Source organism: Agrobacterium sp. 22-214-1, assembly GCF_053522465.1.
The window spans coordinates 461,252-487,088 of sequence record NZ_JBNWCK010000003.1; the positions used below are offsets into that span (position 1 = coordinate 461,252).

Consider the following 25,837-nt stretch of genomic DNA (forward strand, 5'->3'; position numbering starts at 1 on the left):
GGCTCGGGCTGGAAGCAGCGTTGTCGGAAGCGATATTGGTCATGGGATCACACCTTCTCGACTTCCGGACGACCGAGAATACCGGTCGGCTTGAAGATCAGCACGAAAGCCAGGATGCCGAATGCCGCGACATCCTTGTAGGCGATGGAGAAATAGGCCGACCACAGCGATTCGATGAGGCCGATCAGGAGACCACCGAGAACAGCGCCCGGAAGCGAGCCGATGCCGCCGAGAACGGCCGCCGTAAACGCCTTGACGCCGGGAATGAAGCCATCGCTGAAAGAGGCAACGCCGTAATACATCAGATACATGGTGCCCGCGACAGCGGCGAGCGCCGCACCCATGATGAAGGTGATGGAGATCGTCTTGTCGACATCGACGCCAAGCAGCGCCGCCATCTTGCGGTCCTGTTCGGTGGCGCGCTGCGCCCGGCCGAGCGGGGTCTTGTTGACGATATACCAGAAGGCGAAGAGCAGCACCGAGGTAACGACCATGATGATCAGCTGCTTCAGCGACACGGTAATGGCGCCGAAATGATAGCTTTCCGTCACCATCGACGGGATCGGCTTGTTGCGCGGACCCTGCGTCACCTGGATGAAGTTGGACAGCGCGATCGACATGCCGATGGCCGTGATCAGCGGTGCAAGACGGAAGGAGCCTCTGAGCGGGCGATAGGCGACGCGTTCGATCACCCAGTTCCACAGGCCGGTCATCAGCATGGCGACGACCATCATCAGAAGCAGAAGAAGCGCCACCGGAATGCCGGCGACAAAGGATGTCACGATCAGGAAAACGATCAGCGCGGCGAAGCCGCCGAGCATGAAAATATCGCCATGGGCGAAGTTGATCATGCCGATGATGCCGTAAACCATCGTATAGCCGATAGCGATGAGGCCGTAGATCGATCCAAGAGTCAGCCCGTTGATGAGCTGCTGGATAAAATACTCCATGTCTTTCCCCCGGGCACGACCTCGAATGGGCCACGCCTCGTTATGTTAATTATAGGAGCGCCCTTGCAGGCAGGCCCCCACCCCCAAAATGCATATCGTGTTCGTTAAAAATGTGAAGTCAAAAACGGGCGATCCTGCACAAAATTTGGAATTTCCACATGGACTGCCGCTTTCCCGGTCAAAAGAGCCATGATTTTGGCAGGAAGTGCTGAAAAAATGACGGCTGGATGCTTATTTCAGCATTGTCCGACGCCATTATTTGACGGGCAGCGGGCAAAGGAGTAGCGAAGATCGGAACGGCGATATCCCGCAGACGGGATCAATTGGCAAAGAGATGATCGACATATTGACGAAAGCGGCGCTGGACGCCGGGCAGGCCATCATGGCGGTCCACCGTGCCGGCCCGCATGTGTCGTATAAGGACGACTGCTCGCCGGTGACCGAGGCCGATCAGCGCGCCGAGGCGATCATTCTTGCGGCGCTGGCCGCCCATTTTCCCGATATCCCCGTGGTTGCCGAAGAGGCGGTATCGAGCGGCATCCTGCCGGAAACCGGTGCGGAGTTCTTCCTCGTCGATCCGCTGGATGGCACCAAGGAATTCATTTCCGGCAAGGACGATTTCACCGTCAACATCGCGCTCATCCGCAACGGCGTTCCGGTGGCCGGCGTGGTTTACGCCCCCTGCCGCGGGCAGGCATGGACGGGCGAGGACAATGCCGCCGAAAAGCTCGCCATTTCCGGCGAAGGCGCCATCCTGTCGCGCCACCCCATCCGCGCGCGCCAGCGCGGCGCTTCCCCCGTGGCGCTGATCAGCCGCTCGCATTGCACGGCGAAAACGGAAGCCTTCGTGGCCGAACACGGGCTGAAGGACTGCATCTCCGTCGGCTCCTCGCTGAAATTCTGCATGCTGGCCGAGGGCGCCGCCGATATTTACCCCCGCTTTAGCCGCACCATGATGTGGGACACGGCGGCCGGCGACGCCGTGCTGCGCGCCGCCGGCGGCAGGACGCTCGATTGCGAGGGCAGGCCGCTTGCATATGCGGTGAGGGGCGATGGCGAGGATGCACTGGCCAATCCGGATTTCATTGCCGAAGGGGCGATGGCAGTGGAGCACGCGGGGTAGCGGGCGCTCGGCGTTTGCTGTGGCTCTTGTGACGTGCGGATCGGATTTCTGTCTCGGTAAGCTTTGGCATATGCGGCTTACCTCCCTCTGCCCTGCCGGGCATCTCCCCCTCAAGGGGGGAGATCGACTCGCGGGCGGGTTTCGCCCATCTCAACGCCCGGCGGGGCAGAGGGGGGTGAAGCGGCATACGCCGAAGCCCCCCAAAAAATAATCCCATCCCCACTCATCCCCACCCCACGCCACCGCCCCACAATGCCCCGCAACGAAACACCGCAGCGCGGAAGGCACATCATGACGGAACAGACGGCGAGACTTCGGCTTCCCTATATCCTCCCCTCTCAGGCACAGAAACACGTCACCCACAACGAAGCCCTGCAAAGGCTGGACGCGATCGTGCAACTGGTCATCAAGGCCATCATCACCGCGCCGCCCGATAACGCTGCCGAAGGGGATTGTTTCCTCCTCTCCGCCGATGCCGCGGGCGACTGGGCCGGCAAGGGCGGCAGGCTCGCTTTCCGGCAGGATGGCGCCTGGCTCTCTATCGCGCCGCAGCCGGGCTGGACGGCATGGTTTGCGGCCGAAAGCAGATATCGCATCCTGCGCGACGGCAACTGGCGCGACATGCCGCTGCCGGCCGCCGGGCGGCTGGAAAGGCTGGGCATCGGCACGGAGGCCGACGCCACCAACCGGCTGGCGCTCACCTCCCCCGCCAGCCTCTTCACCCATGCCGAAGAAGGTGGCAGCCACCGCATGACGATCAACAAGGCGGGCAAGGGCGATACCGCCTCGCTGCTGTTCCAGTCCGGCTGGAGCGGCCGGGCGGAAATGGGACTCGCCGGCACTGACGGGTTTTCGATCAAGACCAGCAAGGATGGCGCCTCATGGCACACCGCACTTCTGTGCAGCGGCGATGGCCGGGTCTCGATGCCGAACCGCCCGCTCGCCGTTGCCGGCCTGCCGGCGGGCACGACGAAACCCGCCAATGGCACGGCGGCAGGTTTTTCCGTGCTCTCCATCGCCGAGGGCGGATTTGCGCTCGGCGATGCGGTGAGCGGCGGCGGACGTGAACTCGTGGTTCCGGCAAAGGGCCCTTATCTGGCGGCCCTGACGCTCGCTGTGGCTTCCTCTTCCGGCCACCGGGTGACGCTTTTCATCAATGGCGCGGCGGCCGGCTTCGGCATCGCCGGCAATGCATCGACGTCAGGCACGTCGCAGTCGGCAACCTCCATCCTTTCCCTCGACGCCGGCGACCGCCTGCGGCTGCAGCATGAGGGAACGGCGGAATTTACCCAGGGCAGCGGGAAAACGTGCCTTTCGCTTGCGGCACTCTGACGGAAACAACCGATGAGAGAGAAAAATTGCGATTTTTGGAAAAATTTTTTCCCGGCAAAATAAGGCGACTCGAACAAATCAGGCGAAACCGTTCAAATTCTTAATAAATTGTCACGAGCTGCTTAGGCAATTTTTAAAGGTACCGGGATAGAGTTCCCGTCATATGGTCTTGAGTTTGTATAGAGTGTCCAATGACCGAAATGATACGCCCACGAGTTAAATATGTCATCGGCCCCGATGGCAGCCCTCTGACGATCGCGGATCTTCCGCCTGCCAATACCCGTCGCTGGGTCATTCGCAGAAAGGCGGAGGTGGTTGCAGCGGTACGCGGTGGACTGTTGAGCCTCGAGGAAGCCTGCGAGCGTTATACGCTCACCGTCGAAGAATTCCTGTCCTGGCAGTCCTCGATTGCCGATCATGGCCTTGCCGGCCTGCGCACCACGCGCATTCAGCAATATCGCCACTAAAACAGTGCGCCGGCGCGAAAACGCGCCCAGACCGAATTTCCAGAACACCCCGCCGGATTATCGACGGGGTTTTCGGTCTGATTTCGGATTCCCCCTGAAAACTGCCCGACAAAGCCGGCGATTGTCGCCGGTTTGTGTCCGCTGCGTTCGCTATCCCGCTGTTTCAATTCAGGCTGAAGCCGGTACAGTGGCGACAACGAACAGCAATGCGGAAGGCGCTCATCATGGACATCAAGACAACCGAAACCGGATCGCACGGCGAATATTCGGCGACCATCGACGGCCACAAGGCGGAGATGACCTATTCGCGCACCTCCCCTTCCCTCATCATCATCGACCATACCGGCGTGCCCGATGCGCTGCGCGGCAAAGGCGTCGGCCAGGCGCTCGCCGCCCATGCGATCGATGAAGCCCGCAAGGGCGGCTGGAAAATCATTCCGCTCTGCCCGTTCTTCAAGGCCCAGACATTGCGCCATGCCGAATGGGCGGATGTTATTCAGGGGTAAATGGGCAGACATAACGAGCGTTATGTCAGTTATCTACGTATCGACGGATGTTTTGGCCAAAACGGAGCATCCACACGCCGTCACCCCGGCCTTGAGCCGGGGTCCAGCAAGCTCAAGTCATTGAGCTGAAAAGACTCTTCTCGTCGCGCAGACGCGCGCCGACTGGATGCCGGATCATCCTCGGGCTTGTTCCGGGGACCGGCATGACGGCGGAGATATTCGGGTGTGCCAGCAATCACGCCACCTTCAATGGCGGCGTCCCGGCATGCATGCTCCGGCGGACTTCTTCACGGAATTCGAGCGTATCCTTTGCGCCATGCACGGCCACGGCGTGTTGCACGGCCGCTTCCATAAGCTCCTCCGGAGAATCGGCGGAGATGGCGACGGTGCATCTGCTGTCACTGGGGAATTCGCGGCAATCGATATATTGGCGGGCCATTTTTTCCTCCCTGCAAGTGCCGCCCGCACCCGCACGGGGTGCGTGCGCGTAAAAGCCTCCGGCTCACGGTCGGAACCTCCGTAAAATACGCCTTTCCCCACCTCCGGACAATCGAAATCAGGCCTGACCGTCCCGGCGGGAAACACCGGCGACGCGGCAAAACAAAAGGCCGCCCTTAAGGAGCGGCCTTTCGAAAAAATGCATGGCGTCCCGTCATTGAAAGCCGCCTCCTGATCCACCGGCAGCCGTCAATGAGGACGATCTTCGTAAATTCCTGCGCCTATAGGTCAGGCGCGGGCGCGGATGGCTCCGTCGCGGTTTTCCAGTGCGGCGGCCTTTTCATATTCGGCCTGCACTTCTTCCAGCGAAGCTTCGGCGGCTTCCTGCTGGGCCTTCAGCTCACGGATCGAGACCTGAAGATTATCCGCCCGCTGGCGCGCGGCCTTGGCGAAGGTCGGATAGGCGAAATGCGTCGGATCGGTAATGCCCGACTTGCTTTCTTCCAGAGATATCTGATGCACCAGTTCCTTTGCCATCCGCTCGAACTCGGACATCATCTGCTGCAGCTGGTTAAGCTGCCGGCGTTTTTCATTGACCTGAAATTCCTTCAGGCGAACCAGGCTGTCACGCGACTTCATACGCAATACTCCATGGATAGCGAGACCCGGATCAAAAAGGCACTATGCCACCCTGATCGGCCCGTTTAACCCGCCCGTTTTTCCGTAAGGGTTACCCCCTGTCCCGGAATGATTCCCAAAAGTTACCCGACGTTAATAAAAAACCGCCGTCGTTAACCTTTCGTTTACGGGCATCGTTAATGATAACGACGATCATTTAAGGGTCGGTAAATGCCAGGTCCAAAAAAATGGACCCGACGATGTAAGAGTCGATTGAATCACTTAACGGGATTTCCTCACGTTAAGCTTCAATTTTGGCGATGGTGGATTCACGTGCAAAAACAGCGAAATGCCTACTTTGCTTAATAAATTCGATACACCTTGCCAAAGGCAATTAGAATTTGTTAACCATTTGGTGGCAGCCTGCAAATCAGGCAACGTCTGGATCCGCATCGCGCGAGGCAATGATTTACCGGTTCGCGGGCGGCAAAGGGGATAATTATGCGGGTTCTACTTATTGAAGACGACAGCGCGACAGCGCAGAGCATTGAACTGATGCTCAAGTCGGAGAGCTTTAACGTCTACACGACCGACCTCGGTGAGGAAGGCGTGGACCTCGGCAAGCTCTATGATTACGACATTATTCTTCTCGACCTCAACCTGCCCGACATGTCGGGTTACGAGGTTCTGAGAACGCTTCGCCTCTCCAAGGTCAAGACGCCGATCCTCATCCTGTCCGGCATGGCCGGCATCGAGGACAAGGTTCGCGGCCTCGGCTTCGGCGCAGACGATTACATGACGAAGCCGTTCCACAAGGACGAGCTTGTTGCCCGCATTCACGCCATCGTCCGCCGCTCCAAGGGCCACGCGCAATCGGTCATCGCCACCGGCGAGCTGATCGTCAATCTCGATGCCAAGACGGTTGAAGTGGGCGGCCAGCGCGTTCACCTGACCGGCAAGGAATATCAGATGCTCGAGCTGCTTTCGCTGCGCAAGGGCACGACGCTGACCAAGGAAATGTTCCTGAACCACCTCTATGGCGGCATGGACGAGCCGGAACTGAAGATCATCGACGTCTTCATCTGCAAGCTGCGCAAGAAGCTCGCAAACGCCGCCGGCGGCGCAAACTACATCGAAACCGTCTGGGGCCGCGGCTATGTTCTGCGCGAGCCGGATGGCGCGACGGAATTCCTCGAAACCGCCTGATCCATTCCGGAACAGGACAGTTTTTAAAAGACCCGCTGGAAACGGCGGGTTTTTTGTTGCGATTTGAAGATTTATTCTCCCTCATTCCTGTGCTTGTCACAGGAATGAGGGGAGAAAACCTGGCTACGCACCGCCAAGGGACAACGGCAGATGAACCACCCCATCCCCACCCTCAGGACCGAACGCCTGACGCTGCGCCCGCTGGCGATCACGGATTTTCCCGCCTATCGGGATTTCATGACGTCACTGCGCTCCATCGGTGTCGGCGGTCCTTACGACCTACCCTCGACATGGGGCGTGTTCTGCCACGATCAGGCCAACTGGTATTTTTTCGGCCATGGCGCACTGATGATCGAGCTTGGCGAAACGGGACAATGCGTCGGCCAGGTCGGCATCAATCACGGTCCGCTGTTTCCGGAAAAGGAACTTGGCTGGCTGCTTTACGAAGGCCATGAAGGGCGCGGTTATGCGGCGGAAGCCGCCTCGGCACTGCGCGAATGGGCCTTCAAGACCCTGAACCTGCCCACGCTTGTCAGCTACGTCTCGCCGCAGAACCGCAAATCCGCGGCCGTCGCCGAACGAATCGGCGGCAGGCTCGACCCGGCGGCACCCCGCTCCGATCCCGAAGATCTCGTTTATCGGCACCATCCGGCAAATGCCGTTTGAAAAAGGGACGCCTCAGGACCATCCGGCCACGAGGCGTCTGGAAAACCCGACCTAGCGCATTTCCGCTTTCAGAAAGCCGAGGATAATCTCGGCAATCTGCGTATGGATGGCCGCGCGGTCCCTGCCGCCGCCATCCCGGCAGACGAAACCTTCGCCCGGTGAAAGCTCCTCCACGATCTTTTCGCCGTTCGGCCTGCAAATCTGCATGAAGCTGAAATGGCTGGCATCCGGTATTTCCCGATAAACGGTCGTCGCCTTTGGCAGATGCCGGGCGATATAGTCGGAATCGGCCTTGATGGCAGCGATCTCCGGTGTTTCCACACCCGCGGCCAGAACCAGAACCGGCACGCCGACGGCTTGCAGCGTCTCCGGCAGGAAACCGGCGGCCGGCCCGAGATCCAGCGCGATGGCGGCGCGGATGCGGGTATCCTTCAAATCCATCGAAAGCCGCGGATCGGCCTTGCCGTCACCGACTACCCCGACTTTGGCGAGCAGCCGCGGAGCCTTGCATTGCGGCGGGCGCTTCTCCCCGCTGCAATCCTTCAACGCAAGATCGGCGCTGTATCGCGCGCCAACCAGCTCCATTGCGGTCCAGCCGCCGAGGGAATGGCCGATTACGGCGATGCGCGTCGCGTCGATCCTGCCCGCGAATCGGTCATCGCCGAGCAATGCGGTCAGCGTTCTGCTGATGTCGCGCGGCCGTTCCCACAATGGAACGATCTCGGTCGCATTTTCTTCGGTGAACGATTCGCCGCCGTGATCCGGGGCAGCCACGACATAACCTTCCCGAGCAAGTTCACCGGCAATCCAGTTCAGATTGCGCCAGCTTCCGCCGAAACCGTGCGACAGCAATATGAGAGGGCGTGAGCCGTCAGGAAGGGAAGCGCCCGGTTGAACCTCAAGGCCGTAAAAGGCGGCATTTTCGCCGACGATCTCGCTTTTGCCCAACGGTGCGGCCGGGTACCACAATGAAACGGCTAGCGTTCTCGAACCGGCCTCATCCGGCAATTCGATCTGTTTAAAACCGATACCGCTTTCCGCCATTGCGGACTGGACAGTGGAGAAAATGACGATGACCGCCAGAAGAAGATAGCGCATGGGATGCTCCGGAGTTGATATGGACCAACTCCTGGTTCAATCCGCCGCCCGCCGAGACCTCGAACAGGTTTCAGGTCGTCCTGAAACGCGATTCGAGACAGCAACACCGGGCGCTGGAGAAACCCGCGTCGAACTCTTACTGGAAATGCTCTGCCTCTTTGTTTTCACGCATTTTCCGGACGTAAAACCGCTTCGCACTTTTACTGGAAATGCTCTAGATATCCGCGATCCGCTCGAAAAGCTGAACGGGGCTGTCGCGGAACGCCGTATCGCGAAATGGCCGGAAGCCGAATCGGGCGGCTATAGCCAGCGACGGGCTGTTGAGCGGATTGATCATGCAGACGGTCCGCTGCGAAATCCCGCGACCATCGAACCATCGCAGCGCCGCCTCCACCGCCTCGGTCGCGACACCCTTGCCCACCAGTGCCCCGTCGATTTTCCACATCGCCTCGGGCACGCCGTCGAAATCCTCACCGTTGCCACGGCGCATATGGGCAAAACCCACCTCGCCCACGATGCGCCCCGTGGCAAGCTCTTCCACCACGAAAGGGCCGAAGCCGAACACGGACCAATGGCCCAGAAAACGCAAAAGCCGGGCGAAGGCGAGTTCCGGGTCCAGCGGCGCAATCGATACGACCCCTTCGATCTGCGGAACATCCGCGCCCCAGAAGGCGCGATAGAGCGCTTCATCCGCGATGGCATGCGGCCGCAGGACAAGGCGAGCGGTTGTCAGACGTGTCATGAACATGCTCCCCAAACGAAAAAGGCCGGCGCGTCGGCAGACGCGGTCCCGGCCCTTTCACAAATTCAGATCGGCGATTGAACGGTCACTCGGCAACCGTCTTGGCGGTAAACACGATGCGGTCGTCATGCACCTTGTATTCCACCGCCATATTGGCCTCCTCGGCCAGAAGCAGCGTGTAGTAAGGCTGGACGGAATGGGCGTCGACCGCCTCTTCCAGCCTGCCCTCGTAAATTTCCACGAACTTGGCCGGCACGCGCATCATCCGGCCCTTGACGGTGATTTCGAACCTGGCGTCGCCGTCGGGGCTTTCCAGCAGCACATCCACATTGCCGCCGCGCGGAATGGCGCCGTAAGCCACGAGGAAGAGATTGAGCAGAAGTTTGACACGATTCTTCGCAACGATGGCGCGCGGGCCGTTCCAGCTCACCTCCGCCTTCTTTTCGGCGGCGGCGAAATCCTGGGCGGCTTTTTCGGCCTCGCCGGTGTCGATGGACGCGCCGGCGGAGCCGGAAGCGCCGAAAGCAAGGCGGGCGAACTTCAGCCGCACGGATGCGTTAAGGGCTGACGTGCGGATGAGATCGAGCGCATCGTCATCCGTGCCGCCCTCGTCCAGGAGTTCGAGGCCGTTATTGATGGCGCCGACAGGAGAAATCACATCATGGCACACACGGCTGCACAGAAGAGCCGCCAGATCGGGACCGGACAGCGTGATATTGAGTTTGCTGGTCATAAAATTCTCTCCTGCGCAAGGGAGGCGCGGACGGTGTGGAAATTGTTAAGCCATAATGACACCATATTTGGTAAACCGATTGTTAATAGGATGGTTTCAAAATGCCAAATGCCTTAACAGGCCACACTGGAGCCCCGTGTATCCGCAAGGATGCGCGAAACATGCTGTAGAACTTTGACTCTGCGTATCGGCCCTTTCGAAAACCGATTCGGATTTTCGAACCGATGCGCTAACGAAACAGACGGACGGACATGACGATGCGCCTTACGAAAACCCGCACCATTGCACGCCTCGGACTGGGAAAGATTGTCGCGCTCCTTGCGAGCCTCCTGATATGGGTCGCACCGGCCGCGGCCCAGAACAGCGATCAATATTCTTTCCAGGAAGTCGTGGATGCAGGCCACGGATTCTTCGGTGAAACCACCGGCGGCCTTGCCAAGGTGGTGGAGCGCGCCTTCCAGCAATACGGTCTTCCGAACGGTTACATTCTCGGCCAGGAAGGCTCCGGCGCCTTCGTCGCGGGCCTCACCTATGGCGAAGGCACGCTTTACACCAAGAATGCCGGCCAGCACCCCGTCTTCTGGCAGGGCCCCTCCCTCGGCCTCGATTATGGCGGCCAGGGCACCCGCGCCATGATGCTGGTCTACAACCTGCCCTCCGTCGATGCGCTTTACCGCCGTTACGGTGGTGTGAGCGGCTCCGCCTTCATCGTCGCCGGCGTGGGCATGACCTATCTGAAGAGCAGCGATGTCACGCTTGCCCCCATCCGCACCGGCATCGGCGCGCGCCTTGGCATCAATGTCGGTTACCTGAAGCTCACCCAGCAGCCGACCTGGAACCCCTTCTGATTCGCTAAAGCCGGGGCGGGAGGAAATAACGGGCCGGTTTTGACGGTGCGACACCCCTCCCCACGGTTGCAATAATAGCGTAACGTGCTTTCGCGCCCCTCTTTCCGAATGCGCGCGTATCTGAGTTTCGGAGACTGTCCCGCGTGATCGAATATGCCATTCTCTTCGGATTGGGTTTTCTCACCGCAACCCTGCTGGCCCTGCTGATCGCACCCGCGATCCACCGCCGCATCGTCGCCTATACGGAAAACCGCATACGCGCGACGATGCCCATCAGCCCGCAGGAAGTGCGCGCCCAGAAGGACATGGCGCGTGCGCTCTACGCCGCCGAAAACGCCAAGGTCCGCCAGGAACTGGATACGGAACGGGAAAAGAACACCTCGCTGCGCCTCGCCAACGAGGCCGCCTCCAGCGATGCCTATCGGCTGGGCGAGCAGAACCGCAGCTTCTCCCTGAAAATCGAGGAGCTGACGCTGGAAATCGGCGAATTGCGCGCGGCCCTCGATGCCGCCGAAGAACACGCCGGCATCATACAGGCGAACCTCGCACAGCAGGAGCAGGCCGCCAACGAGCGCGCCAGCCAGATGTCCGATCTCACCGCCCGCCTCACCAATCTGACGCGCGAGCTGGATGATTCGAAAATCCTCGCCGCCATCCGCGATCTGGAAGCCGAGCAGGCCAAGCAGAGCGCCACGCGTTTCCGCAAGGAAGGCGAGACCGCGACCCGCGAATTGCAGGATGTGGCGGCCCGCAACAAGGAGGCGATGACGGCGGTTGCGCGCGAAAGCCGCAAGGTCACCCGGCTCGAGGAACAGGTCGCGACCGTCATGGCGAAAAATGCCGATCTCGACACGATGCTGACACTGCGCAACCAGGAAGTCGCCCGCCTCAAGGAACAGCTTGCCGCAACCGGCGGCCGCGCCAACGACATGATCATCCGCCTGCCGAACCCGGCCGTGCCGGTCGAGAAAACGGTTGGCCCATCGCAACCGGCGGCCCCTGCCCCAGCCGCCGCGCCTGAAACCGCACCCGCCACCGAAGAAGAGGCGGCACCGGCGGAAGCAGCCCCCCCGGTCGTGACGGAGCCAGCGGCGTCGCAAGGTCTGGAGCAGGAAATCGAGGATATCCGCAATCAGGGCACCGCGCTCACCGAACGCCTGCTGAACGTGCGCGGCACCGGCAATGACGAACCCATCCGCCGCGAAGTCGCAAGGATCGCCGCCGAGATGATCGCGCTCACGGCCGCGCAGGAGGGCGAGAAATCGCCCATTCCGGCGCTGCTCGCCAAGGCCTCCGGCTCATCGGGGCGGGAGAGCCTTGCGAAGCGGGCGAAGGTGGTGATGGAGAAGCGGGAACATTAGGCCTTCGGTGGGTGTGGTTTACCCCCCTCTGCCCTGCCGGGCATCTCCCCCACAAGGGGGGAGATCGACAAGCGGCCAGGTTTCGGCCATCTCGACGTTTGAGAATGAAGTGATGTTAGTGCTTCTTGCCGATCTCCCCCCTTGTGGGGGAGATGCCCGGCAGGGCAGAGGGGGGTGAAACCGCATATGCTGCGGCCCCCCCTAAACCCGCCCCATAACCCCCGCCATCTGATAAAGCGCCAGCCCCGAAGCCGTCCCCGCATTCAAGCTATCCAGCTGCGGCGACTGCGCAATCCGCGCCGTATGGAACCGCGAGAGCACCGATTGCGGCAGCCCCTCGCCTTCCGTGCCGATCACCAGCGCCATGCGCTCGGACCGGGGAATATCGCGGATCTCGGTCTCACCACCAGGCGAAAGGCTCCAGATAGCAAACCCGGCCTCGGAAAGCCGCTCCAGCATCTCCACCGCCCCGCCGCCGCGGTGCCAGGGAACCGAAAGCACCGAGCCGACGGAAACGCGCAGCGCCTTGCGATAAAGCGGATCGCATGAGGTCTCGTCCAGCAGCACCGCATCGGCATAAAACGCCGCCGCATTGCGGAACATCGCCCCCAGATTATCGTGATTGGAAATGCCGCAGCCCACAAGCACCAGCGACGAGGCGGGAAGTGCCGCCGTCATCTCTTCCAGTCCGCGATCCTGAACCCGCCGCCCGAGCGCCAGAATGCCGCGATGCAGGTGAAAACCGACAATGCCATCCAGCACCGGCGCTTCAGCCACATAAACCGGCACATCCGGCGGGAAATCGGCAAGGATATCCGCGACGCCCGAAAGCCGGTTTCTGAGGATGAGGATGCTCTCGGCCGCAAAGGCGCCGCCCGCTTTATGCGCGGCGGCGAGCATGCGCAGCACCACCGTTCCTTCGGCAATGAAGCGGCCCTGACGCCCGGTCAGGTCGCGCTCGCGAATATCGCGAAAGGCGGCGATGCGCGGATCGGCCGGGTCCTCGACCGGGATCAGCGCCCGCCCGTCCAGCAGCTTATTGGCCTCACTGGCCATCGACCGTCACATCGGCGAGGAACCGGCCGGCCGCGACGTTGAAGACCAGCGCCTTGCGGGTGCCGTTGGCAAGCCGCCCGTAAAACAGCATGTCGCCGCCGGAATAGCTGACATTGTCGATCGTGAAGCCTTGCGGCAGGCTGGCGGTGACGGCAACCGGCCCGTTACCGGTGGGAACGGCGAGGTTCGGCGCTTCGCTCTGCGTCTGAACCGCCTTCGACGGTCCCATCGCCTTGTAGACAACCGCACCGAAGACGGCCATAAGGCTGATAAACATCACGGAGCCCGACACGATCTGCAAACGGATCATCTTGCGGCGAACTTTTTCCATGGCCGGATCAAGCGGCTTGTCTTCCTGTTCGTCTTGCTCGATCTGCGTCATCGGGTTCCCTGAAATGCTGATGGATCGGAAAAATAAGAATGAACGACCCCTTTAAACAAGGCGGAGACGCAAGGAAAGTCCTGATTGCCGGGGAAAACGCCGAAGGCCGTCTCGATTCCTGGCTGGCAGGCGAAGTGGGCGGCGACTTCTCCCGCAGCCGCTTGAAAGCGCTGATCGAGCAGGGCGCGGTCTCCATCAACGGCCAGCCGGTGACGGAGCCGAAAAAGAAGGTGCATCCGAAGGACCGCATCGAAATCGTCATGCCCGAGCCGGAAGACCCGGAACCCAAGGGCGAGGACATTCCGCTCGACGTGGAATATGAGGATGAAGACCTGATCGTGCTCATCAAGCCCGCCGGTCTCGTCGTGCATCCGGGCGCCGGCAACTGGACCGGCACGCTGGTCAACGCCCTCATCCACCATTGCGGCGACAGCCTCTCCGGCATTGGCGGCGTCAGGCGGCCGGGCATCGTGCACCGGCTGGACAAGGAAACCTCCGGCGTCATGGTCGTGGCGAAGAACGACAATGCCCACCGCCATCTCGCCGCGCAATTTGCCGATCATGGCCGCACCGGGCCGCTGGAGCGCGCCTACAAGGCCGTTGTCTGGGGCCGCCCGCGCACCCTGCGCGGCACCATCGACGCCGCACTCGGCCGCAGCGCCGACCGCACCAAACGCGCCGTCAAGCACGAGGATTCGGACGATGCCCGCGAGGCGATCACCCATTACGAGGTGATGGAGCGTTACCATGAACGGCCGGACGCCACCTGCCTCGCCTCCATGGTGGAATGCCGGCTGGAAACCGGCCGCACCCACCAGATCCGCGTTCACATGGCCCATATCGGCCATCCGCTGATCGGCGATCCCGAATATGGCGCGGCCTTCCGCACCAAGGCGAACCTTCTCGAAGAACCGGCAAAGAGCACCGTCCGCGGCTTTCCGCGCCAGGCCCTGCATGCCTATCTGCTCGCTTTCGAACATCCGCGCACCGGCGAGGTGATGGAATTCGAAACCGACCTGCCGGATGACATGGAAGCGCTGACCGCCGCATTGCGTGGCTGAAAACCTGCATGGCGCGGTCAAAAAAACTGCGCGATGCATTTCGCCGGAAGCCCCGGATAATAAAAAAAGATTAGCGGATAGCGATATTCCGCAGTCGGTCCTTTTTATAGACCGCCCCAATTTCGCTTCAATCGTCACACCTCCTCGGCCCCGCAAAGCCTGAAATCGCCACCGTTAAACCGTGGCGATTTCAAGCCAGCCAAATAAAGCCGCAGGGACGCCATTCGTTCGATCCGCCCCCCGAACGGAACCGGCATGATGACGGGATCTATCGCATGAATATCGAAGACCGCCGGTTTATCTTTCAGGAGTTGCGCAGCGTCGAAGGCTATATCGACCCGCCCGATGCGCTCGTCTTCAAGGCGCTGTTGCAGGCCCAGACGAAAAGCGGCCTCCACGGCGGCATGGCGGAAATCGGTGTCTATTACGGCCGCTCCTATTTCCTGCTGCGTAAATTCGCCGGGAAGCAGGAAAAGGTGCTGGGCGTCGATCTCTTCGATCTCGATCCGCCCGAAGATGGCAGCCTCGACCAATATGAACGCCTGATGGAAAACGGCCGTCGGCTGGGTTTCGCCATGGATGAGGACCTGATCATCAGGGGCGACAGCACGCAGCTGGCGCCCGCCGACATCACCTCCCGCATCGGCCCCGCGCGCTTCTTCAGCATCGATGGCGGCCACAACCTGCACCACGTGCTGGCCGATGCGAAACTGGCGATGGAGGTGATCGCGCCGCATGGCGTCATCGTCTTCGACGACACTTTCAATCCCGCCTGGCCGGAAGTGACGGTCGGCGTCGCCGATTTCCTGCGCACCCATGGCCACAGCCTCGTCTGCTTCGGCATGACGAAATACAAAACCTATGTCTGCCGCCGGGAATTTCACGCGACCTATGCGGACGCGATTGCCGCCGATCCCGATCTGCAGGCGCTTGCCCATGTGGAGACGCAGTTCCTCGGCTCGAAGGTGGTGCGCCTGCACAATCCCATGCGCCGGCGGGTAATGTATGAGCTGATGGTGCGCTCCGGCCTTGGCGGTTTTTCGGAACGAATCTACCGTTCGAAAGTTAAACAGGTCAAAGAAGGTGTCGCCTCGACATAACGCATGTGTGAACGCAGCGTTCGCTTGAAACGCGGCGCTCGCGTACATATCTGTCACATGGGTTCGTGCGGGGTCGGTAACGACCCGCAGCTTACGGTGTGCCTCCGGCGGGTCAGTCGCCGATCAAAGAGGGTGCCGTTCCAGACCATAGATAAGGGGGTGCTTTATGGCCCGCAATAGTTTGCCTACGATTACAGCCGGCGAAGCCGGTCTCAATAGATATCTCGACGAAATCCGTAAATTTCCGATGCTGGAGCCGCAGGAAGAATACATGCTTGGCAAGCGTTATGCCGAGCATGGCGACCGCGACGCCGCGCATAAGCTCGTCACCAGCCATCTGCGCCTCGTCGCCAAGATCGCCATGGGTTACCGCGGTTACGGCCTGCCGATCGGCGAAGTCGTCTCCGAAGGCAATGTCGGCCTGATGCAGGCGGTGAAGAAATTCGATCCGGAGCGCGGTTTCCGCCTGGCCACCTATGCCATGTGGTGGATCAAGGCCTCGATCCAGGAATATATCCTGCGCTCGTGGTCACTGGTGAAGATGGGCACGACCGCCAACCAGAAGCGTCTGTTCTTCAACCTGCGCCGGCTGAAAGGCCGCATCCAGGCAATCGACGATGGCGATCTGAAACCGGAACACGTCAAGGAAATCGCGACGAAGCTTCAGGTGTCGGAAGAAGAAGTCATCTCGATGAACCGCCGCCTGCATGGCGACGCCTCGCTGAATGCGCCGATCAAGGCCTCCGAAGGCGAGTCCGGCCAATGGCAGGACTGGCTGGTGGATGACCATGACAGCCAGGAAGACGTGCTGATCGAACAGGACGAGCTGGAAACCCGCCGCCGCATGCTGGCGAAAGCCATGGGCGTGCTGAACGACCGCGAACGCCGCATCTTCGAGGCTCGTCGTCTGGCGGAAGATCCGGTAACGCTGGAGGAGCTCTCCTCCGAGTTCGACATCAGCCGCGAACGCGTGCGCCAGATCGAGGTTCGCGCCTTCGAGAAGGTGCAGGAAGCGGTGCAGAAGGAAGCGCTGGAAGCTGCGCGCGCCTTACGCGTGGTGGATGCGTGAGTGGACGCGCTCCTGACGCCAATGCGCTGACCGTGAATCATCCTCGGCCTCCGGCCGGGGATTTTTTATTTGTAAAAGGCGGGCGATGGCAAATGGTCTGTCTCTGAGACCCGTGATTGTTCTGGAGGAAAAGCGGTAGGGAAAATATCCGCGCTTCGGAGTACGCCGCTTACCCCCCTCTGCCCTGCCGGGCATCTCCCCCACAAGGAGGGAGATTGGCAAGACGCTCTACCGCCGCTTCATCCTTGACCGTTGAGTTGGCCGCGACCTCGCGGCATATCGATCTCCCCACCTGTGGGGGAGATGCCCGGCAGGGCAGAGGGGGGTAAGCCACACCCACCAGCACCAACTAACCCACCCATCACCTGCCAACGCAAAAACACCGCCGCAGCCATTTAACAAAAAGGGCGGCCTGAGCCGCCCTTAAATCATCACTGCCCGGTCGCCGGCGTTGCCGCCGCCCATTCGCTGAGCGCCTTGTCGAAGGCGGCGATGCCGTCATTGCCCTTTTGCAGGGTCAGCAGCGCACGCCGGCCGTTGCGGTAGGAAACCGGAATGTCGATCCAGTTGCGGCTCTTCAGAAGCTCCAGATTGGTCTTCATCGCGTCCGGGAAGTCGTTGAGCGCGATCATGTGGAAATCGTCGGTGATCTTGGCCGGAACCGCGATCAGCGCGTTGCCGCGATCCTGCTCGGTGCTCTTCATCGCGATGCGCTGGACGCTGTCGATAGCGCCGCCTTCGAAGCCGGGCGAAACCGAGAAGACGATCTCGATAAGATGGCTGGCCGGCAGCGACGGGTCGGTATTGCGCTTGAAGGTGATCAGCGCGCTGAGGCCACGGCCGGGAACGGTGATCTGGCCCTGCACGGTCGGAGAAGGTTTGCCCTCACCGTCGTTTTCCTGCTGCAGCGACCAGGAAACACTGCCCTGAATGGCGGTCGGCACCGTCTGGCCCAGCACTTCCTCATAAAGGAACATGCGGTCGCCGGCAGCGGCGGCAGGCTGCTGCGCCGGCGGCGTGCCGGCAGGGGTTCCAGCGGGCGCACCGGCATTATTGGCCGGAGCCTCGCCAGCGGGCGGCGGCGCGACATTCTGCTCATAGACCGACTGGCCTTCGGCGGTGACCGGCTGGCCGTTCGCACCGGCGGCAGGTCCCTCGTCACGCTCGGTGCCGTCGGCCAGAAGCCGCTGGGTGAACTTGGTGCCGGTGACGGAGCCGTCATCGCCATGGGTCGGGGTCTGATGGTTGGTCGGGGTTGTCGGCTGCTGCCCCGTGGCGGGCGGCTGCTGGGTCGCCGGCGGTGTCGAGGTCTGCGCCTCACCCGTGCCGTTCGAAGCCGTCTGGCCGGTGCCACCGTTCTGTGCGGAACTGACCAGCCCGCCGACCATATCGTTCAGCGCATCGCGGTTCATCCACACGGCATAACCGCCGCCGGCAAGCAGCGCCACGCCGACAAGGGCCAGAACCAGCGACGCATAATTGCGGCGCGGCTTCTTCTTGACCATATAGGCGGGCGTTGCGGCGGCAGCGCCCACGCCATTCGTTTCGCCCGAAGCCTGACGGGTGGAGGACGACGCGCCGTCATAACCGATCAGCTCGTCCAGATCGTCCCAGGGCGTGCGTTCCTTATTGTCCTTTGCCGCTGCCTGATCGCCGAAGAGATCGTTATCCGCGCGCGGCAGCGCCGGCGCGTCCTTGGCGGGAATGGCAATATCCGCATCCTGGAAATAGGACGAGAAATCCTCGACCACGGCCGCCTTTTTCGGAGCCTGCTCTTCCGGCTGGCGATGGTCGTCAAAATCGTGCCGACCGCCAAACGCCGGAGCATGCTCCACGGCGGCGGGGCCGAAATGGTCGTCCGTCTCGCGCCGCTCATCCTTTTCGTAAGGGGCCGGCTCGAAACTTACTTCCGGCTCCTGGTAATGCTGCGCGGCATAACCGGCAACGAGCGGACGTTCGTCGGTCTCGTTGCGAACCTCTTCATATTCCTCGGCGGCGGGACGCACATCGTCGTCCTGCGCTTCATCGAGCTTGCGCCAGTCATCCTCATCCACCGGCTGCGCCCAATGGGAGGGAACGGAATCATCGGCAGCGCCGAGCGCCGTTTCAGGCTCCGGCTGGTGAGCCGGCTCTTCATCCGCCCGTGTGAAATAGGTGCCGACGGCTTCATCGGAGCCGTGTGCCGGGGCGGGAGCGGCATGAACCGTTTCCGGCGCATCATAAAGCTCTTCCGGCGCGCGGTCGCCGTGATGCTGCTCCTCATCGGCAGCGGTGTCAGCGTGCCGGGGCTCTTCCTCTTCGGCCGCTTCTTCGTAAACCGGCTCCGATTGCGCGGGCTCAGCGGATGCCGGCTCTTCGTAGGCCGGCTCGTGCCGCGCCTCTTCCCGGTCGGCATCCTCTGCCGGCTCGGCGGCGCGGGCCTCGTCTTCGTCGGCAGCATCCTGCTGGTAGTAGGATGCCACCGTCTCTTCCGCGGCGGGAGAGACAGCGTCATCATCCTCCAGCGCCGGAAGCGCCTCGGCATATTCGCTGTCCACCTCGGCTATGGCGGCGTCCAGCTTGGCGATCTGCCGGCGCAACAATTCTTCCGGCGGACGTGGCTTCATATTCTCGAGTTGGCGCACAACCGCACTGCGCGCCTTGTCGTAAACCTTCGCCCGGTTTTCGGGAGTATTGTTCGCCAAGCCATCCACGGCCTTGCGAATGACTGCTACAAAATCCGCCATAAGCACTTTCTCGTCGTGACCGGCGACGTACCGGCCCGATATGGTTTATGAATCTAGATCGCCGAGGACATTAATCCTCAAACGGATCAGTCACAAGTATGGTGTCGTCACGCTCCGGACTTGTCGACAGAAGCGCGACAGGCGCCCCGATCAATTCCTCGACCTGACGGACATATTTGATTGCCTGAGCAGGCAAATCCGCCCATTTTCGGGCACCGACGGTAGATTCCTTCCAGCCTTCCAGCGTGACATAGATCGGCTCGACGCGCGCCTGCGCGCCCTGGCTGGCCGGAAGATGGTCGATTTCCTGCCCGTCCAGCTTGTAGCCGACGCAGATTTTCAGCTCGTCGAGACCATCCAGAACATCAAGCTTGGTGAGCGCGATGCCGGTAATACCATTGGTGGCGACCGACTGGCGCACCAGTGCGGCGTCAAACCAGCCGCAGCGGCGCTTGCGGCCGGTGACGGTGCCGAATTCATGGCCCTTTTCGCCCAGGAACTGGCCGATCTCATCGTTCAGCTCGGTCGGGAACGGACCTTCGCCGACGCGGGTGGTGTAGGCCTTGGTGATGCCGAGAATATAACCCAGCGAACCCGGACCCATGCCCGAACCGGCGGCGGCCTGGCCGGCAACCGTGTTGGAAGAGGTCACATAGGGGTATGTGCCATGGTCGATATCGAGCAGCGAGCCTTGAGCACCTTCGAACAGGATGCGCGCGCCGGCGCGGCGCTTCTTGTCGAGCAGCAGCCAGACGGTTTCGCTGAACGGCAGGATGCGCTCGGCAATCGAGCCCAGCTCTTCCATGATCGTCTCATGCGAGACTTCGGTTGCACCGAAACCGCGGCGAAGCGCATTGTGATGCGTCAGGATGCGATCGACCTTGGCGGAAAGCGCCTCCATGTCGGCCAAATCCATGACGCGAATGGCGCGGCGGCCAACCTTGTCCTCATAGGCCGGGCCGATGCCGCGGCGGGTGGTGCCGATCTTGGTGCCGCTGTTGGAGGCCGCGTCTTCGCGCATGCCGTCCAGCTCGCGGTGCAGCGAAAGAATAAGCGTGGCATTATCGGCGATACGGAGGTTTTCCGGGGTAACCTTCACGCCCTGCGCTTCCAGACGGCCGATTTCGGCGATCAGCGCATGCGGATCGACCACGACGCCATTGCCGATGACGGCAAGCTTGCCGGGACGCACGACGCCGGACGGCAGAAGCGAAAGCTTGTAGCTGATGCCATCGATGACAAGCGTATGGCCGGCATTATGGCCGCCCTGATACCGCACGACGACATCTGCCCGCTCGGACAGCCAGTCGACAATCTTGCCTTTGCCTTCGTCGCCCCACTGCGAGCCGACCACCACAACATTCGTCATTTCTTGCTTTCCTGCTCATGGCGCTTGCGCGCCCGATAACCCGATGGGAAACCCAAACCCGCGAATGTATACTGTGTTGTTTTACGGAAAGCGACCCTGTTTCTTATGGAGAATTTTGCTTTTTCCGTGACAAGGCGCGGATTTCCCGCATTATCTCGCCCCGTGGGGGCCAAGCGCGGGCGCAAGACCGCCATTCACCCCTTAGCCGTTTTCCCGCCCCGTGAAGAAGCGAAACATCAGCGTGCCCTCCAAAGCCTATATCGCCCTCATCATCGCCACGCTCTGCTGGGGCGGCAACACCGTCGCCGGCAAGCTGGCGGTCGGCCACATCAGCCCCATGGCCTTCACCTTCCTGCGCTGGGTCTTCGCCGTCGCCATCATCTTCGCCATTTCCGTGCCGCAGCTCATCAAGGACTGGCCGGTGGTGAAAAAACGCCTGCCCTATTTCCTCGTGCTCGGCAGCGTCGGTTACACGGCCTTCAACGTGTTTCTCTACACGGCCCTGCAACACACCTCGGCCATCAACGCCGCCGTCATCCAGGCCGGCATTCCCATGGTCATCTTCGTGCTGAATTTCATGCTGTTCCGCACCCGCGTGCTGTTCGGCCAGATCGCCGGCTTCTGCCTCACCATCGCCGGCGTCGCGCTTCTCGCCTCGCATGGCGATCCGGTCTCGCTGCTGCAACTGGAAATGAATGTCGGCGACGCGATCATGCTGCTCGCCGTGCTGGTCTATGCCATCTACACCGTCATCCTGCGCTGGAAACCGGCGGTGGACTGGCGCACGCTGATGGCCATCCCCGCCTTCTTCGCCCTCGTTACCTCGGTGCCGCTGATCTTCTGGGAAATCTCACGCGAGAGCGTCGTCTGGCCGGATCAGAAGGGCTGGGTGCTGGTGGTCTATGCCGCCATTTTTGCCTCTCTCGTCGCGCAGATTCTGTATATCAAGGGCGTTGAACAGATCGGCGCCAACCGCGCCGGCCTCTTCATCAACCTCGTGCCCGTCTTCGGCACCCTGCTATCGGTTATCGTTCTCAGCGAGACGCTGCACACCTATCAGATCGTCGCTCTTATCATGGCGCTGGCGGGCATTGCCGTCGCGGAACGAAAAAAATCGCCGGCTTCCTGAACCAACAGGGTCAGGAAAACCGGCGCAGTCTGGCAGGCATGAAAGAATGGAGCATCGGATCGAAAATCTTTCCGATGCTCGAACGAAAGGTCAGAGCGCGGTTTCGCGCTCGGCCGGAGAAAAGACGGCGTTGCCAAGGACGATATCGCCCTTGTCGGTGGTGACGATCAGCACTTTTTCGAGCGATCCGTCATTGTTCAGCGAAAAGGCAAGGCGCAGCGCGCTGGAGGACCAGCCGGCGCCGGCAAGGGCCGTGCGCTTGATGGCGGCGCAGTCACCGCAATCGCCAAGGCTCAACGACGGCGTTGCCGGAACATCGGTTGCAAAACCGGAGAAATAATCGTCGAGCGCGCCCATGGTGGCGTTCACATCGCGGTTGACGCGCAGCAGTTCCTCACGGCGCTCGACCGTCAGCGGCGCGGCGATGGTGGAGACGCATTGGCCGGCGGAAAGAACGCAGCCATCGAAACCGCCCGGCGCGGAAACACCGATCTGCGTCACCGTAGACTTCTCGACGGCGGCAAAACCACGGGCAAAACCGGCAGCGCCAGCCGCGTCGGCATGATTGGACATGGAAGCAACGGCAATTCCGCAGATGGCGGCAGCAATAATCTTCTTCAGCATTTCATACCCCGTTTGCGATCCGCCGGCTTGTGCCGGTCTCGATTTCTGTTGTGTAGAGCGTCTCTTTAAAAGGCCGCTCCCCGTCTGTGATCCCACAATGGCACAGCACTGTTTTCAGCCGCTTTAAGCCGATTGCTACAATTTTATCGGTTTTCATTTTTGTACAGCGGACGCTTTTTTTCGAATATGCGCCGACACCGTCACCGCGAATTCCGCGGCAACGTTGGGAAGCGATATAGGGGCCGCATCGCTGCGGGGGTATCAAAGGGTATTGCAGGGTTTGCAGACGATGCGGCCCCGGCTTGAAACATATGACCCGCCCGCCAAACCGGTTTCTGTTTGGAGGATGGGCATATGCCGGCCGCCTCAACCGTGACATCGGGAAACTCCCCGGTTTCGGCCGCCTGCCCCGCCCACCTTGCGCCGCGCGCACGCCTGATGACCGGGATGAGCCAAGTATAGCCGGGCCGGCGGGACCGTGGACGTGCGGGGATGAACGCTTCTTAAAAAAGGCGCCCGGGAGGCGGCCCTGCCCCATCCCGGCCACAGGAATTTTCAGCGGGTTAACGGCCGGCCGATCGGCGGCATTTGAATTAACCTTGTCTTAAAACCCGACGTTAATGGTTAGCAATTTAAGAATAGCGGAACGAAAGGGTTCCGTTATGCGTGGCGTATTTGCCGTTGTTTTTCTGATGCTCGTTCTGGCCGGCTGCGCCACCGCACCGTCGCAGGTGACCAATGCCTGTGCGATTTTCGAGCAGCGGAACGGCATCTTCAACAATTGGCGGCGCGATGCGAAAGCGGCCGAGCGCGAATTCGGCGTACCCGTGCCTGTCATGATGGCGACGATCTACACCGAATCCGCCTTCCGCCCCTATGCGCGGCCACCGCGCACCAAGCTTCTCGGTTTCATTCCCTGGACACGCCAGTCGAGCGCGTATGGTTATGCACAGGCGCTGGACGGCACATGGAGCGTTTACCAGCGTGAAACCGGCCGCTGGTCGGCAAGCCGCACCGATTTCACCGATGCCATCCACTTCGTCGGCTGGTATCACGCCAAGAGCCGGCGCGAAAACGGCATTTCGCTGAACGACCCCTATAATCTCTACCTCGCCTATTATTCCGGCCATGCCGGTTATGCGAAGGGCAGCTGGCGCAACAATTCCGCGGTCCAGAAGGCCGCCCGCCGCTCCGCCAACATGGCGCTGCGTTACGAGGCGCAGTTGCAGCAATGCGGATATCGCTGAGGCGAAAGCACAGGCGAATGCCAGCTTAAAAGCCGACATAATGCAGACATTCAGCTAAGCGTTATAAGCCGCCAGAAAACCCCTGACCGCATCGATCTCGCCGGAGCGGATTTCATGCCCGCCCGGATGCCACACGGTTTCCACCGTGCCGCCCTGTGCCTTGAGGCTCTGTTCCAGCGCCCTCGTCAGTGGCACCGGGCAGATCGGATCGCGCTCGCCGGCCGTGATAAGCACCCGGCGCGAGGCCTTGGCGGGGGAGATCTTCGGCTCGAACGGGATGAGCGGATGCATCAGCACCGCAGCGTCGAAAAGCCCGGGTTCTTCGATCAGCACATTGGCGAGAATATTCGCGCCATTGGAAAAGCCGAGGCCGATGACCGGACCGGCCTGATAATGCTCCCGGTTCGCCCTGATGAAATCCGCCATCTTGCCGGTCGCCCGTTGAAGGTCGGCCATGTCGTAGACGCCCTCGCCCGTGCGCCGGAAAAACCGCGCCGCGCCATGTTCGGAGACATCGCCGACGGGTGAGAGAATGGTCGCCTCAGACAGCAGGCGCGAGCCGAAATCGAAGAACTGGTTTTCATCGCCGCCGGTGCCGTGCAGCAAAACGAAAAGCGGTGCACCGGCAACGCCGGCGCGGGATTTGTGGAAATAGCTGTCCCTGGTCATGGGAGGATCCTTTCTGAAAGGAAGAGGTTCAACGGCTTCCGCAAGGTCTCTTCGGCCAAGCGGAGCAGTCATATGGAGCGAACGGACGCGGCTTGTTTCTTCTCCCCGAGGGGGAGAAGTCCGCGGCAGCGGGATGAGGGGGCAAGGGCACGGTCTGTCGTGAGCGTTGCCCCCTCATCCGACCCTTCGGGCCACCTTCTCCCCGATGGGGAGAAGAAACGGGACGCCACGTCCTGCCAAACTCAATGGCCAAGCCCGGATGATCAAACCCCCTTCTCGTCCCCCAGCGGCTCCAGATGCTCTTCCAGCACGGAGCGCAGATGCGCGTGCTGGGTCGGCAGCTTCAGCGCCTCGCCGAGATGGGCGGTGTCCTCGTCGCGGTCGAAACCGGGCTCGTTGGTGGCCACTTCGAACAGCACGCCGCCCGGCGTGCGGAAATAGATCGCCCAGAAATAATCGCGGTCGATCACCGGTGTCACCTGATAGCCGGTATCCATCAGCGCCTTGCGCACCTCCAGCTGCTTTTCACGGTTTTCGACCGCAAAGGCGATGTGGTGCACGGACCCCGCACCCAGCCGCGCGCCAGAAATATTCGGCATGGTTTCGATGTCGATGAAGTCGGCACCGTTGCCGCCGGGAATGCCGAGGCGCAGAACGCCATCCTGACGATCCACTTCCTGATAGCCCATGAATTTCAAAAGCTCGGCGGTCGCACCTTCATCGCGAAGCCGCAGCGAGGCGCCCTGAAAACCATGGATTGCCTGATCCGCGCCGACGCCATTGCCGATCCATTGCGCACGGTTGTCATCCCTGACCTCGACCAGCGCAAAACCGTCGCCATCGGGGCCTGCGAAATGCAGGCGCTTGTTGCCGAAGGCTTCATCGGCCTTCAGGCCATCCACGCCGGCCTTGGAAAGGCGGTCCTGCCAGTAGCCGAGCGATCCTTCCGGAACGGAAAACAGCGTCGTGCCTACCTCACCGGTGCCGGGACGACCGCGGGCGATATGCGGGAACGGAAAATAGGTCATGACGGAGCCGGGCGTGCCGACTTCATCGCCATAATAGAGATGATAGACGTCAGGCGCATCGAAATTGACCGTCTTCTTCACCCGGCGCAGGCCGAGCGTATCGGTGAAAAAACTGTTGTTCTGGCGCGCGCTCGCCGCCATGGACGTGACGTGGTGCAGGCCCTTGATCTGGTTGAGCATGATAAACCCCTTTTGCCTGGCGGGCCTCACGGTTGGGGCCTGCCCTGTTCATGGCGTAAAGATGGGGTAACAGCGCTCTCAGGCATAGAGAGGACAACGGGAACGGATT

Annotated in this window: 26 protein-coding genes; 13 read left to right on the forward strand and 13 right to left on the reverse strand. The window is 61.3% G+C overall.

Annotated features, from left to right (window positions below):
* Nucleotides 1–47 precede the first annotated feature (47 nt).
* A complete protein-coding gene (locus ACQZ5G_RS15195) occupies nt 48–950 on the reverse strand; it encodes a branched-chain amino acid ABC transporter permease (RefSeq protein WP_004430050.1) in 903 nt (300 codons plus the stop codon).
* Nucleotides 951–1,284: 334 nt separating this feature from the next.
* Between ACQZ5G_RS15195 and cysQ the strand changes: the two genes are divergently transcribed.
* The 4 genes from cysQ (at nt 1,285) to ACQZ5G_RS15215 (ending at nt 4,378) form a co-directional block, all read left to right on the forward strand.
* The gene (gene cysQ, locus ACQZ5G_RS15200) at nt 1,285–2,073 is read left to right on the forward strand and encodes a 3'(2'),5'-bisphosphate nucleotidase CysQ (RefSeq protein WP_065656759.1); all 789 of its coding nucleotides are present in this window, start codon (nt 1,285–1,287) and stop codon (nt 2,071–2,073) included.
* A gap of 291 nt (nt 2,074–2,364) precedes the next feature.
* Nucleotides 2,365–3,405 carry a DUF2793 domain-containing protein gene (locus ACQZ5G_RS15205; RefSeq protein ID WP_448736453.1) on the forward strand — a complete coding sequence of 347 codons (1,041 nt, stop codon included), beginning with the start codon at nt 2,365–2,367 and terminating at the stop codon, nt 3,403–3,405.
* Between the two features lie 191 nt (nt 3,406–3,596).
* The gene (gene sciP / locus ACQZ5G_RS15210) at nt 3,597–3,872 is read left to right on the forward strand and encodes a CtrA inhibitor SciP (RefSeq protein ID WP_003491799.1); all 276 of its coding nucleotides are present in this window, start codon (nt 3,597–3,599) and stop codon (nt 3,870–3,872) included.
* A 224-nt stretch (nt 3,873–4,096) separates the two neighbouring features.
* Nucleotides 4,097–4,378, forward strand: coding sequence for a GNAT family N-acetyltransferase (locus ACQZ5G_RS15215; RefSeq protein WP_003522924.1), 282 nt, complete (start codon nt 4,097–4,099; stop codon nt 4,376–4,378).
* 235 nt (nt 4,379–4,613) lie between these two features.
* On the opposite strand, the gene ACQZ5G_RS15220 is transcribed toward ACQZ5G_RS15215, so the two are convergent.
* Nucleotides 4,614–4,817, reverse strand: a complete 204-nt coding sequence (locus ACQZ5G_RS15220) for a DUF1059 domain-containing protein (RefSeq protein ID WP_003522925.1) — start codon at nt 4,815–4,817, stop codon at nt 4,614–4,616.
* A gap of 287 nt (nt 4,818–5,104) precedes the next feature.
* A complete protein-coding gene (locus tag ACQZ5G_RS15225; protein WP_003491821.1) occupies nt 5,105–5,455 on the reverse strand; it encodes a flagellar export protein FliJ in 351 nt (116 codons plus the stop codon).
* 480 nt (nt 5,456–5,935) lie between these two features.
* Between ACQZ5G_RS15225 and ctrA the strand changes: the two genes are divergently transcribed.
* Nucleotides 5,936–6,640 carry a response regulator transcription factor CtrA gene (gene ctrA, locus ACQZ5G_RS15230; protein WP_003522926.1) on the forward strand — a complete coding sequence of 235 codons (705 nt, stop codon included), beginning with the start codon at nt 5,936–5,938 and terminating at the stop codon, nt 6,638–6,640.
* 150 nt (nt 6,641–6,790) lie between these two features.
* On the forward strand, nt 6,791–7,306 hold the full coding sequence (locus tag ACQZ5G_RS15235; protein ID WP_448736452.1) for a GNAT family N-acetyltransferase: 516 nt from the start codon (nt 6,791–6,793) through the stop codon (nt 7,304–7,306).
* Between the two features lie 51 nt (nt 7,307–7,357).
* Here ACQZ5G_RS15235 and ACQZ5G_RS15240 read toward each other — a convergent pair whose 3' ends face one another.
* The 3 genes from ACQZ5G_RS15240 to chpT all read right to left on the reverse strand — a co-directional run bounded on the left by ACQZ5G_RS15240 (nt 7,358) and on the right by chpT (nt 9,879).
* A complete protein-coding gene (locus ACQZ5G_RS15240; RefSeq protein ID WP_448736451.1) occupies nt 7,358–8,404 on the reverse strand; it encodes an alpha/beta hydrolase family protein in 1,047 nt (348 codons plus the stop codon).
* Nucleotides 8,405–8,618: 214 nt separating this feature from the next.
* Nucleotides 8,619–9,146, reverse strand: a complete 528-nt coding sequence (locus ACQZ5G_RS15245) for a GNAT family N-acetyltransferase (protein WP_448736450.1) — start codon at nt 9,144–9,146, stop codon at nt 8,619–8,621.
* Nucleotides 9,147–9,231: 85 nt separating this feature from the next.
* Nucleotides 9,232–9,879 carry a histidine phosphotransferase ChpT gene (gene chpT, locus ACQZ5G_RS15250; protein WP_003522930.1) on the reverse strand — a complete coding sequence of 216 codons (648 nt, stop codon included), beginning with the start codon at nt 9,877–9,879 and terminating at the stop codon, nt 9,232–9,234.
* A gap of 251 nt (nt 9,880–10,130) precedes the next feature.
* Between chpT and ACQZ5G_RS15255 the strand changes: the two genes are divergently transcribed.
* Together ACQZ5G_RS15255 and ACQZ5G_RS15260 are read left to right on the forward strand one after the other, a co-directional pair.
* On the forward strand, nt 10,131–10,727 hold the full coding sequence (locus tag ACQZ5G_RS15255) for a DUF1134 domain-containing protein (RefSeq protein ID WP_003522931.1): 597 nt from the start codon (nt 10,131–10,133) through the stop codon (nt 10,725–10,727).
* A gap of 143 nt (nt 10,728–10,870) precedes the next feature.
* Nucleotides 10,871–12,088: a hypothetical protein gene (locus ACQZ5G_RS15260; RefSeq protein WP_448742671.1), complete on the forward strand. Its 1,218-nt coding sequence runs from the start codon at nt 10,871–10,873 to the stop codon at nt 12,086–12,088.
* A 201-nt stretch (nt 12,089–12,289) separates the two neighbouring features.
* Here ACQZ5G_RS15260 and ACQZ5G_RS15265 read toward each other — a convergent pair whose 3' ends face one another.
* Nucleotides 12,290–13,144, reverse strand: a complete 855-nt coding sequence (locus ACQZ5G_RS15265) for a TrmH family RNA methyltransferase (RefSeq protein WP_425646900.1) — start codon at nt 13,142–13,144, stop codon at nt 12,290–12,292.
* The gene (locus tag ACQZ5G_RS15270; RefSeq protein WP_269830169.1) at nt 13,134–13,526 is read right to left on the reverse strand and encodes a hypothetical protein; all 393 of its coding nucleotides are present in this window, start codon (nt 13,524–13,526) and stop codon (nt 13,134–13,136) included. Before ACQZ5G_RS15270 ends, ACQZ5G_RS15265 begins: the two co-directional genes overlap by 11 nt.
* Nucleotides 13,527–13,564: 38 nt before the next feature.
* On the opposite strand from ACQZ5G_RS15270, the gene ACQZ5G_RS15275 reads away from it, so the two are divergent.
* The 3 genes from ACQZ5G_RS15275 (at nt 13,565) to rpoH (ending at nt 16,756) form a co-directional block, all read left to right on the forward strand.
* Nucleotides 13,565–14,587, forward strand: coding sequence for an RluA family pseudouridine synthase (locus tag ACQZ5G_RS15275; RefSeq protein WP_035259711.1), 1,023 nt, complete (start codon nt 13,565–13,567; stop codon nt 14,585–14,587).
* Nucleotides 14,588–14,862: 275 nt separating this feature from the next.
* Nucleotides 14,863–15,687 carry a class I SAM-dependent methyltransferase gene (locus ACQZ5G_RS15280; protein WP_448736448.1) on the forward strand — a complete coding sequence of 275 codons (825 nt, stop codon included), beginning with the start codon at nt 14,863–14,865 and terminating at the stop codon, nt 15,685–15,687.
* Nucleotides 15,688–15,853: 166 nt separating this feature from the next.
* Nucleotides 15,854–16,756, forward strand: a complete 903-nt coding sequence (gene rpoH, locus ACQZ5G_RS15285) for an RNA polymerase sigma factor RpoH (protein ID WP_003522581.1) — start codon at nt 15,854–15,856, stop codon at nt 16,754–16,756.
* A gap of 431 nt (nt 16,757–17,187) precedes the next feature.
* Here rpoH and ACQZ5G_RS15290 read toward each other — a convergent pair whose 3' ends face one another.
* Both ACQZ5G_RS15290 and ACQZ5G_RS15295 read right to left on the reverse strand, forming a co-directional pair.
* Entirely contained in the window at nt 17,188–19,482 is a 2,295-nt protein-coding gene (locus tag ACQZ5G_RS15290) for a hypothetical protein (RefSeq protein ID WP_448736447.1), read from the reverse strand.
* Between the two features lie 70 nt (nt 19,483–19,552).
* The gene (locus ACQZ5G_RS15295) at nt 19,553–20,851 is read right to left on the reverse strand and encodes an adenylosuccinate synthase (RefSeq protein WP_003522583.1); all 1,299 of its coding nucleotides are present in this window, start codon (nt 20,849–20,851) and stop codon (nt 19,553–19,555) included.
* A gap of 241 nt (nt 20,852–21,092) precedes the next feature.
* On the opposite strand from ACQZ5G_RS15295, the gene ACQZ5G_RS15300 reads away from it, so the two are divergent.
* On the forward strand, nt 21,093–21,980 hold the full coding sequence (locus ACQZ5G_RS15300; RefSeq protein ID WP_003522584.1) for a DMT family transporter: 888 nt from the start codon (nt 21,093–21,095) through the stop codon (nt 21,978–21,980).
* A gap of 90 nt (nt 21,981–22,070) precedes the next feature.
* Here ACQZ5G_RS15300 and ACQZ5G_RS15305 read toward each other — a convergent pair whose 3' ends face one another.
* Complete coding sequence (locus ACQZ5G_RS15305; protein WP_448736446.1) at nt 22,071–22,604, reverse strand: transglutaminase-like cysteine peptidase; 534 nt, start codon at nt 22,602–22,604, stop codon at nt 22,071–22,073.
* Nucleotides 22,605–23,266: 662 nt separating this feature from the next.
* Here ACQZ5G_RS15305 and ACQZ5G_RS15310 point away from each other — a divergent pair.
* A complete protein-coding gene (locus ACQZ5G_RS15310) occupies nt 23,267–23,851 on the forward strand; it encodes a transglycosylase SLT domain-containing protein (protein WP_003522586.1) in 585 nt (194 codons plus the stop codon).
* Between the two features lie 54 nt (nt 23,852–23,905).
* Here the strand turns inward: ACQZ5G_RS15310 and ACQZ5G_RS15315 are convergent, their stop codons facing one another.
* Complete coding sequence (locus ACQZ5G_RS15315; protein WP_448736445.1) at nt 23,906–24,520, reverse strand: alpha/beta hydrolase; 615 nt, start codon at nt 24,518–24,520, stop codon at nt 23,906–23,908.
* Between the two features lie 263 nt (nt 24,521–24,783).
* Entirely contained in the window at nt 24,784–25,728 is a 945-nt protein-coding gene (locus ACQZ5G_RS15320) for a VOC family protein (RefSeq protein ID WP_448736444.1), read from the reverse strand.
* Nucleotides 25,729–25,837: the final 109 nt, after the last annotated feature.

What these genes read in the sequence shown, in the direction of transcription:
- ACQZ5G_RS15240 (WP_448736451.1), bottom strand. Translation starts at nt 8,404, where the DNA reads ATGCGCTATCTTCTTCTGGCGGTCATCGTCATTTTCTCCACTGTCCAG.
- cysQ (WP_065656759.1), top strand. Translation starts at nt 1,285, where the DNA reads ATGATCGACATATTGACGAAAGCGGCGCTGGACGCCGGGCAGGCCATC.
- ACQZ5G_RS15245 (WP_448736450.1), bottom strand. Translation starts at nt 9,146, where the DNA reads ATGACACGTCTGACAACCGCTCGCCTTGTCCTGCGGCCGCATGCCATC.
- ACQZ5G_RS15320 (WP_448736444.1), bottom strand. Translation starts at nt 25,728, where the DNA reads ATGCTCAACCAGATCAAGGGCCTGCACCACGTCACGTCCATGGCGGCG.
- ACQZ5G_RS15315 (WP_448736445.1), bottom strand. Translation starts at nt 24,520, where the DNA reads ATGACCAGGGACAGCTATTTCCACAAATCCCGCGCCGGCGTTGCCGGT.
- ctrA (WP_003522926.1), top strand. Translation starts at nt 5,936, where the DNA reads ATGCGGGTTCTACTTATTGAAGACGACAGCGCGACAGCGCAGAGCATT.
- ACQZ5G_RS15220 (WP_003522925.1), bottom strand. Translation starts at nt 4,817, where the DNA reads ATGGCCCGCCAATATATCGATTGCCGCGAATTCCCCAGTGACAGCAGA.
- ACQZ5G_RS15205 (WP_448736453.1), top strand. Translation starts at nt 2,365, where the DNA reads ATGACGGAACAGACGGCGAGACTTCGGCTTCCCTATATCCTCCCCTCT.
- sciP (WP_003491799.1), top strand. Translation starts at nt 3,597, where the DNA reads ATGACCGAAATGATACGCCCACGAGTTAAATATGTCATCGGCCCCGAT.
- ACQZ5G_RS15295 (WP_003522583.1), bottom strand. Translation starts at nt 20,851, where the DNA reads ATGACGAATGTTGTGGTGGTCGGCTCGCAGTGGGGCGACGAAGGCAAA.
- ACQZ5G_RS15280 (WP_448736448.1), top strand. Translation starts at nt 14,863, where the DNA reads ATGAATATCGAAGACCGCCGGTTTATCTTTCAGGAGTTGCGCAGCGTC.
- ACQZ5G_RS15265 (WP_425646900.1), bottom strand. Translation starts at nt 13,144, where the DNA reads ATGGCCAGTGAGGCCAATAAGCTGCTGGACGGGCGGGCGCTGATCCCG.
- chpT (WP_003522930.1), bottom strand. Translation starts at nt 9,879, where the DNA reads ATGACCAGCAAACTCAATATCACGCTGTCCGGTCCCGATCTGGCGGCT.
- ACQZ5G_RS15290 (WP_448736447.1), bottom strand. Translation starts at nt 19,482, where the DNA reads ATGGCGGATTTTGTAGCAGTCATTCGCAAGGCCGTGGATGGCTTGGCG.
- ACQZ5G_RS15275 (WP_035259711.1), top strand. Translation starts at nt 13,565, where the DNA reads ATGAACGACCCCTTTAAACAAGGCGGAGACGCAAGGAAAGTCCTGATT.
- ACQZ5G_RS15255 (WP_003522931.1), top strand. Translation starts at nt 10,131, where the DNA reads ATGACGATGCGCCTTACGAAAACCCGCACCATTGCACGCCTCGGACTG.
- ACQZ5G_RS15310 (WP_003522586.1), top strand. Translation starts at nt 23,267, where the DNA reads ATGCGTGGCGTATTTGCCGTTGTTTTTCTGATGCTCGTTCTGGCCGGC.
- ACQZ5G_RS15305 (WP_448736446.1), bottom strand. Translation starts at nt 22,604, where the DNA reads ATGCTGAAGAAGATTATTGCTGCCGCCATCTGCGGAATTGCCGTTGCT.
- ACQZ5G_RS15235 (WP_448736452.1), top strand. Translation starts at nt 6,791, where the DNA reads ATGAACCACCCCATCCCCACCCTCAGGACCGAACGCCTGACGCTGCGC.
- ACQZ5G_RS15195 (WP_004430050.1), bottom strand. Translation starts at nt 950, where the DNA reads ATGGAGTATTTTATCCAGCAGCTCATCAACGGGCTGACTCTTGGATCG.
- ACQZ5G_RS15225 (WP_003491821.1), bottom strand. Translation starts at nt 5,455, where the DNA reads ATGAAGTCGCGTGACAGCCTGGTTCGCCTGAAGGAATTTCAGGTCAAT.
- ACQZ5G_RS15270 (WP_269830169.1), bottom strand. Translation starts at nt 13,526, where the DNA reads ATGACGCAGATCGAGCAAGACGAACAGGAAGACAAGCCGCTTGATCCG.
- rpoH (WP_003522581.1), top strand. Translation starts at nt 15,854, where the DNA reads ATGGCCCGCAATAGTTTGCCTACGATTACAGCCGGCGAAGCCGGTCTC.
- ACQZ5G_RS15215 (WP_003522924.1), top strand. Translation starts at nt 4,097, where the DNA reads ATGGACATCAAGACAACCGAAACCGGATCGCACGGCGAATATTCGGCG.